Here is a 5833-nt window from a genome sequence, read left to right as displayed (position 1 = left end):
CCGGCACCGGGCCGGGGACGGCGGGGACGGCCGGGGGACTGCCGGGGGGGCGGCGTCCGGGCGGGCGCCGCTCAGCCGAGCCAGCCGGGGCGGACCAGCCCCGACTCGTAGGCCTGCACCACCAGTTGCGCCCGGTCGCGTACGCCCAGCTTCACCATGGTGCGGCTGACGTGCGTCTTGGTGGTCAGCGGGCTGACCACCAGCCGGCGGGCGATCTCCTCGTTGGACAGGCCCATGCCGACCAGCGCCATGACCTCCCGCTCCCGCTCGGTCAGCTCGTCCAGCGCCGCTGCCGCCGCCGGCTCCTTGGAGCGGGCGGCGAACTCGGAGATCAGCCGGCGGGTGACCCCCGGGGAGAGCAGCGCGTCGCCCTCGACCACGGCCCGCACCGCGCGCACCAGCTCCTCCGGCTCGGTGTCCTTGACCAGGAAGCCGGAGGCGCCGGAGCGGATGGCCTCGAAGACGTACTCGTCCAGCTCGAAGGTGGTGAGCATGACGACCTTCACGTCCGCCAGGCCGGCGTCGCCGGTGATCCGGCGGGTGGCCGCCAGGCCGTCGAGGGCCGGCATGCGGATGTCCATGAGGACGACGTCGGGGCGCCGTTCGCGCACCAGGGCCACGGCCTCCTCGCCGTCGGCCGCCTCGCCGCACACCTCGACGTCCTCCTGGGCGTCGAGGAGGGCGCTGAAGCCGGCCCGTACCAGCACCTGGTCATCGGCGAGCAGCACGCGGATCACTGGCCCTCCTCAAGGGTGTCGCGGTCGCGGTCCCCGCGGCCGGCGTTCACCGTATCCGCCCGCAGCGGGATCCGGGCCCGCACCCGGAAGCCGCCGTCGGGACGGGTGCCCGCCTCGACCGTGCCGCCGAGCGCGGCGGCGCGCTCGCGCATGCCGACCAGGCCGTTGCCGCCGCCGGTGAGGCCGCCCGCGGTGGCCGGCCCGTCGTCGTCGATCTGCAGCTCCAGCCCGGCCGGGGCGTAGCGGACCAGGACGCGGGCGGTGCGCGAGCCGGAGTGGCGCACGACGTTGGTCAGCGCCTCCTGGATGATGCGGAACGCGGCCAGTTCGGTGCCCGGCGGCAGCGGCTCCCGCGCGCCGTCGACCGCGACGTCCACGGCGAGACCGGCCGCGGCGGCCTGCTCCGTCAGCTCGCCGAGCCGGTCGAGGCCGGGGGCCGGCGAGCGGGGGGCGCCGCCGGGGGTGCGCAGGGTGTCGAGCACCTGGCGCACCTCGCCGAGCGCCTCCTTGCTGGCGGACTTGATGGTGGTCAGCGCCTCGCGGGCCTTCTCGGGCTGCTGGTCGAGGAGCGCGAGACCGACGCCGGCCTGGATGTTGATCACGGAGATGCTGTGCGCCAGCACGTCGTGCAGCTCACGGGCGATGCGCAGCCGCTCCTCGTCGGCGCGGCGGCGTTTGGCCTGCTCACGCTCGGCCCGTGCGGCGGCCCACTGCTCGCGGCGCGTACGCATCAGCTCGCCGCCCGCGGCAACCGCCAGCACCCAGGCGGCGACGAACAGCGCCCGGCCCCAGGGGCCGGCGCCGTCGTCGTCGGGCGGCAGCCAGCGGTAGAGGAGGGAGGTGAACGCGACGTGCCCGGCGAAGAGCAGCGCGAGCGCCGCCCAGACGGCGCGCCGCTCCCCCATCGAGATCGCGGCGAAGCAGGCGACGGCGGCGCTGATGAAGATCGGCCCGTACGGGAGGCCCGCGGCCGCGTAGCCGAGGCAGACGGCGACGGTGCCGAAGGCGGCGGTGCGCGGATAGCGGTGCCGCAGCAGCAGGAGGACGGCGGCGGCGAGGAGGAAGCCGAGGGTGCCGGGGAAGTCGTCGGCGCGGTCGGAGGAGTGGGAGGCGCCGCGCGTACCGACGATCATAAAGAACGTCAGGAAGAGGGTGGAGCGCCAAGGCAGCCGGTCGCGGCTGGGCAGCCAGCGCAGCAGGCCGGGCAGCGGCCCGCCGCCGGGGTCGTCCGGGTCGTCCGCCAGGCCGTCGCCGGGGCCGCCGGAGGTGGGCGGCCCGCCGAACGGCGGCCGCGGCCCTGGCCGGCCGCCGGCCCCGTCGTCCCGGCCCCACCGGGGGTGTCCTCCGCGTCGCATGGCTGAAACGCTAACCGGCGGCGGTGCCCGCGGGCGTCAGCCGTGGGCGGACACCCGGCGTACTCCCGGTGGAGTACCTGCTCAGCGCGCGTGGGGCCGGTGGTTGCAGGCGGCGGGGGTGCGGAGGCCGATGCCCCCGGCTCGGGTCCGCGGCGGCCCGGTCAACCGGTACTTCCAGGGCGCGACGGCCGGCTCCTCCGACGAGGAGCTGCCCGCCGCCGCCCCCGGCCACCCGGTCGTCCGCCTCACCGAGACCCGTTGAGCGCGCCCTTCCGGTCGAGCAGCGACAGCGCCCGGTGCGCCACCGGGTGGGTGCGTACGATCTCGCCGAGCGTCGTCGACCCCTGCGTGATCCTCGTGAACATGTGCCACGCCGGCCGGAACCCGGTCAGCGCCGCGTGGAACACCGCGGGGTGCTGCTCGAAGGCCGCCAGCATGCGGCGCCCGACGGCCATCTCGACGCCGAGGCCGGCCTTGACGGCGAAGGCGTAGTTGAGCGCCTGGCGCCGCGCGTCCACGGCGTCCTGCGCCTCCGCGATCCGCACCGCCCACTCCCCCGCGAGCCGGCCGGAGCGCAGCGCGTACGAGATGCCCTCGCGGGTCCACGGCTCCAGCAGCCCGGCGGCGTCGCCGCAGACCACGACCCGGCCGCGGGACAGCGGCGAGTTGTGGGCGCGGCAGCGGGTGAGGTGTCCGGACGACAGGCTCGGCTCGAAGCCCGCCAGGCCCAGCCGGGCGGTGAAGTCCTCCAGGTACCGCTTGGTCGCGGCGCCGTCGCCGCGGGCGGAGATCACGCCGACGGTCAGGGTGTCGCCCTTGGGGAAGACCCACCCGTAACTCCCGGGCAGCGGACCCCAGTCGATCAGCACCCGGCCGCGCCAGTCGTCGGCGACCTCCGGCGGCACCGGGATCTCCGCCTCCAGACCCAGGTCCACCTGCTCCAGCTCCACCCCGACGTGCCCGCTGGTCCGCCCCGCGCTGCCGTCCGCGCCGACCACCGCGCGGGCCAGCACCTTCTCACCGTCCGCCAGGTGCACGGCCACCGTGCGCCGGTCCGGCACGTCGGGGCCGTGCTGCTCGACGCGGGCGACGGAGACGCCGGTGCGCAGCCGCGCGCCCGCGCGCTGGGCCGCCTCGGCCAGCCGGGCGTCCAGCTCGGCGCGGTTGACGAGGCCGAACAGCGTGCGGCGGGAGCGCCGGGTGCGGCCGAGCCGGCCGCGCATGGTGAACGTCACGGCGTTCACGCGGTCGCGCAGCGGCAGTTCGACGCCGTCGGGGAGCGCCTCGCGGGACAGGCCGATGATGCCGCCGCCGCAGGTCTTGTAGCGGGGCAGTGCGGAGCGCTCCAGCAGCAGGACGCGCCGGCCCTGGCCGGCGGCGGCGTACGCCGCGCAGGCCCCGGCCGGACCGGCGCCGACCACGACGACGTCCCAGACCCCCGGGTCCCCGCGGCCCTCGGCGCCGGGCGCGCCGGCCGGCGCCGCGTCCGGTACGCCGTCCCGTGCCGCGGGACGCGTCCCGTTCCGCGCACCGTCGTGCGCGCTGTCGTGCGTACCGCCGGGCGAGCGGCCGTCCGCCGTCTCGCCCGCCGCGTTGTCCGCCTCGTTCTCGCTGGTCACGTTGGCTCTCTGCTCCTGTTTCCGGCCGCCCGCACGGGGGCCGCCACCTGCCGCATCCTAGAACGACGCACCCCTGTGCGATGATCGTCACCGCCCGCCCCGATTCCGGGACCCGACACCGCAGGACACAACGCAGTTCGCCCGAGGAGCGTTCCCATGGACACCGAACGGCTCGCCGGCACCGTCGCCGGCCTGCTGCCGCGCGCCCGTACCGAACTGGCCGAGCTGGTCTCCTTCCGCTCGGTCGCCCTCATCGACCCGGAGCGCTTCCCGGCGTCGGAGTCCGACGCCGCCGCCGGCTGGGTCGAGGACGCGCTGACCGCCGAGGGCTTCACGGACGTGCGGCTGCTCGACACCCCGGACGGGACGCGCTCGGTGTACGGGTTCCTGCCCGGCCCGGCGGGCGCCCCCACGGTGCTGCTCTACGCCCACTACGACGTCCAGCCGCCGCTCGACGAGTCGGCGTGGCTCAGCCCGCCGTTCGAGCTGACCGAGCGCGACGGCCGCTGGTACGGGCGGGGCGCCGCGGACTGCAAGGGCGGCATCCTGATGCACCTGACCGCGCTGCGCGCGCTGCGCGAGCACGGCGGCGTGCCGGTCTCGGTCAAGGTCGTCGTGGAGGGCTCGGAGGAGCAGGGCACCGGCGGCCTGCAGCGGTACGCCGAGCAGCACCCGGAGCTGCTGGCCGCCGACGCGGTCGTGATCGGGGACGTGGGCAACTTCCGCGCCGGGCTGCCCACGGTCACGGCCACGCTGCGCGGCATGACGATGTTGCGGGTGCAGGTGGACACGCTGGCGGGGAACCTGCACTCGGGCCAGTTCGGCGGCGCCGCCCCGGACGCCCTCGCCGCGCTCATCCGGATCCTCGACTCGCTGCGCGGCCCCGACGGCTCGACCACGGTGGACGGCCTGGCGGCCGGCTCCCGGTGGGACGGTCTGGCGTACCCGGAGGAGGACTTCCGCCGGGACGCGAAGGTGCTGGACGGCGTGGAGCTGATCGGCGCGGGCAGCGTGGCGGACCGCGTGTGGGCGGGGCCGGCGGTCACGGTGATCGGCATGGACGTCCCGTCGGTGGCCGAGGCCACGCCGTCGGTGCAGGCCTCCGCCGCGGCCCTGGTGAGCCTGCGGCTGCCGCCGGGCCACGACGCGGACGAGGCGACGGAGCGGCTGACCGCGCACTTCGAGTCGCACGCGCCGTGGGGCGCACGGGTGACCACCGAGCCGTACGGCGACGGCCAGCCGTTCCGCGCCGACGTCACCAGCCCCGCGTACCGCGCGATGGCGGAGGCGATGCGCGCGGCGTACCCGGGCGAGGAGATGCAGGTGGCGGGGCAGGGCGGCACGATCCCGCTGTGCAACACCCTCGCCGGGCTGTACCCGCGGGCGGAGATCCTGCTGATCGGGCTCTCCGAGCCCGCGGCGCAGATCCACGCGGTGAACGAGAGCGTGTCGCCGGAGGAGCTGGAGCGGCTGTCGTTCGCGGAGGCGCTGTTCCTGCGCGGGTACGCGGAGGGGCACGCCGGCTGAGCCCGCGGGCGCCCGCCGGCGGGGCGGCGGACGGCCGGAACGGCCGGGCGCCGGGCCGTCAGACGACGTCCGTGAGCCGGGCGAAGACGACGACGTTGCCCTCGTAGCCGGGGTCGGCCCCGTCGTCGCGGTAGTCGCCGCCGCAGGTGAGCACGCGCAGCTCGGCGCGGTCGGTGTCGCCGTAGACGCGCTCGTCGGGGAAGTCGTCGGCGTCGAAGACCTCGACGGCGTAGACGGTGAACACCGCCGTGCGGCCGTCCTTGCGGTCCACCTTGACCACCTCGCCGCGCTCCAGTCCGCCGAGGCGGTAGAAGACGGCGGGCCCGGCCGCGTCGTCGACGTGCCCGGTCATCACGGCGGTGCCCGCGGCGCCGGGGGTGGCGGCGTCCCGGTACCAGCCGGCGAGGTTGCGCACGCCCGCGGGCGGGGCCGCGAGCCAGCCGTCGGAGTCCAGCCCGACGTCGGTCAGCGGCGCGTCGACGCCGATGCCGGGGATGCGGATCACGGTGGGCGGCGACGTCGGCAGCGGCGGGTGCGCGGGCGGCCCGCCGCCGGCGGCCGCGACCTCGGCCGAGGGCTGGGGCGGGCCGAAGCC

General features: G+C 76.7%; 6 protein-coding genes. 2 read left to right on the top strand and 4 right to left on the bottom strand.

Annotation, left to right across the window (positions count from 1 at the left end):
* Positions 1-71: 71 nt before the first annotated feature.
* Together ABD317_RS32780 and ABD317_RS32775 are read right to left on the bottom strand one after the other, a co-directional pair.
* Positions 72-737, bottom strand: coding sequence for a response regulator (locus tag ABD317_RS32780; protein WP_344294823.1), 666 nt, complete (start codon positions 735-737; stop codon positions 72-74).
* The gene (locus ABD317_RS32775) at positions 734-2092 is read right to left on the bottom strand and encodes a sensor histidine kinase (RefSeq protein WP_344294821.1); all 1359 of its coding nucleotides are present in this window, start codon (positions 2090-2092) and stop codon (positions 734-736) included. The genes ABD317_RS32780 and ABD317_RS32775 overlap by 4 nt, the downstream gene beginning before the upstream one ends.
* A 130-nt stretch (positions 2093-2222) precedes the next feature.
* On the opposite strand from ABD317_RS32775, the gene ABD317_RS32770 reads away from it, so the two are divergent.
* Positions 2223-2354, top strand: a complete 132-nt coding sequence (locus tag ABD317_RS32770; protein ID WP_344294819.1) for a hypothetical protein — start codon at positions 2223-2225, stop codon at positions 2352-2354.
* Here ABD317_RS32770 and ABD317_RS32765 read toward each other — a convergent pair.
* Positions 2338-3711: a geranylgeranyl reductase family protein gene (locus ABD317_RS32765; protein ID WP_344294817.1), complete on the bottom strand. Its 1374-nt coding sequence runs from the start codon at positions 3709-3711 to the stop codon at positions 2338-2340. The two genes, ABD317_RS32770 and ABD317_RS32765, sit on opposite strands and share 17 nt — an antisense overlap.
* Before the next feature lie 156 nt (positions 3712-3867).
* Here ABD317_RS32765 and ABD317_RS32760 point away from each other — a divergent pair, with 156 nt between their 5' ends.
* Positions 3868-5238, top strand: coding sequence for a dipeptidase (locus ABD317_RS32760; protein ID WP_344294815.1), 1371 nt, complete (start codon positions 3868-3870; stop codon positions 5236-5238).
* Positions 5239-5296: 58 nt separating this feature from the next.
* Here ABD317_RS32760 and ABD317_RS32755 read toward each other — a convergent pair.
* Positions 5297-5833, bottom strand: a 537-nt coding sequence (locus tag ABD317_RS32755; protein WP_344294813.1) for a class F sortase, incomplete at its 5' end; no start/stop codon positions are given.

Origin of the sequence: Streptomyces synnematoformans (assembly GCF_039531005.1) — a bacterium.
Taxonomy (GTDB): Bacteria; Actinomycetota; Actinomycetes; order Streptomycetales; family Streptomycetaceae; genus Streptomyces; species Streptomyces synnematoformans.
The sequence above is the reverse complement of the archived record's forward strand: the minus strand, read 5'-3'. Positions and strand labels throughout refer to the sequence as shown.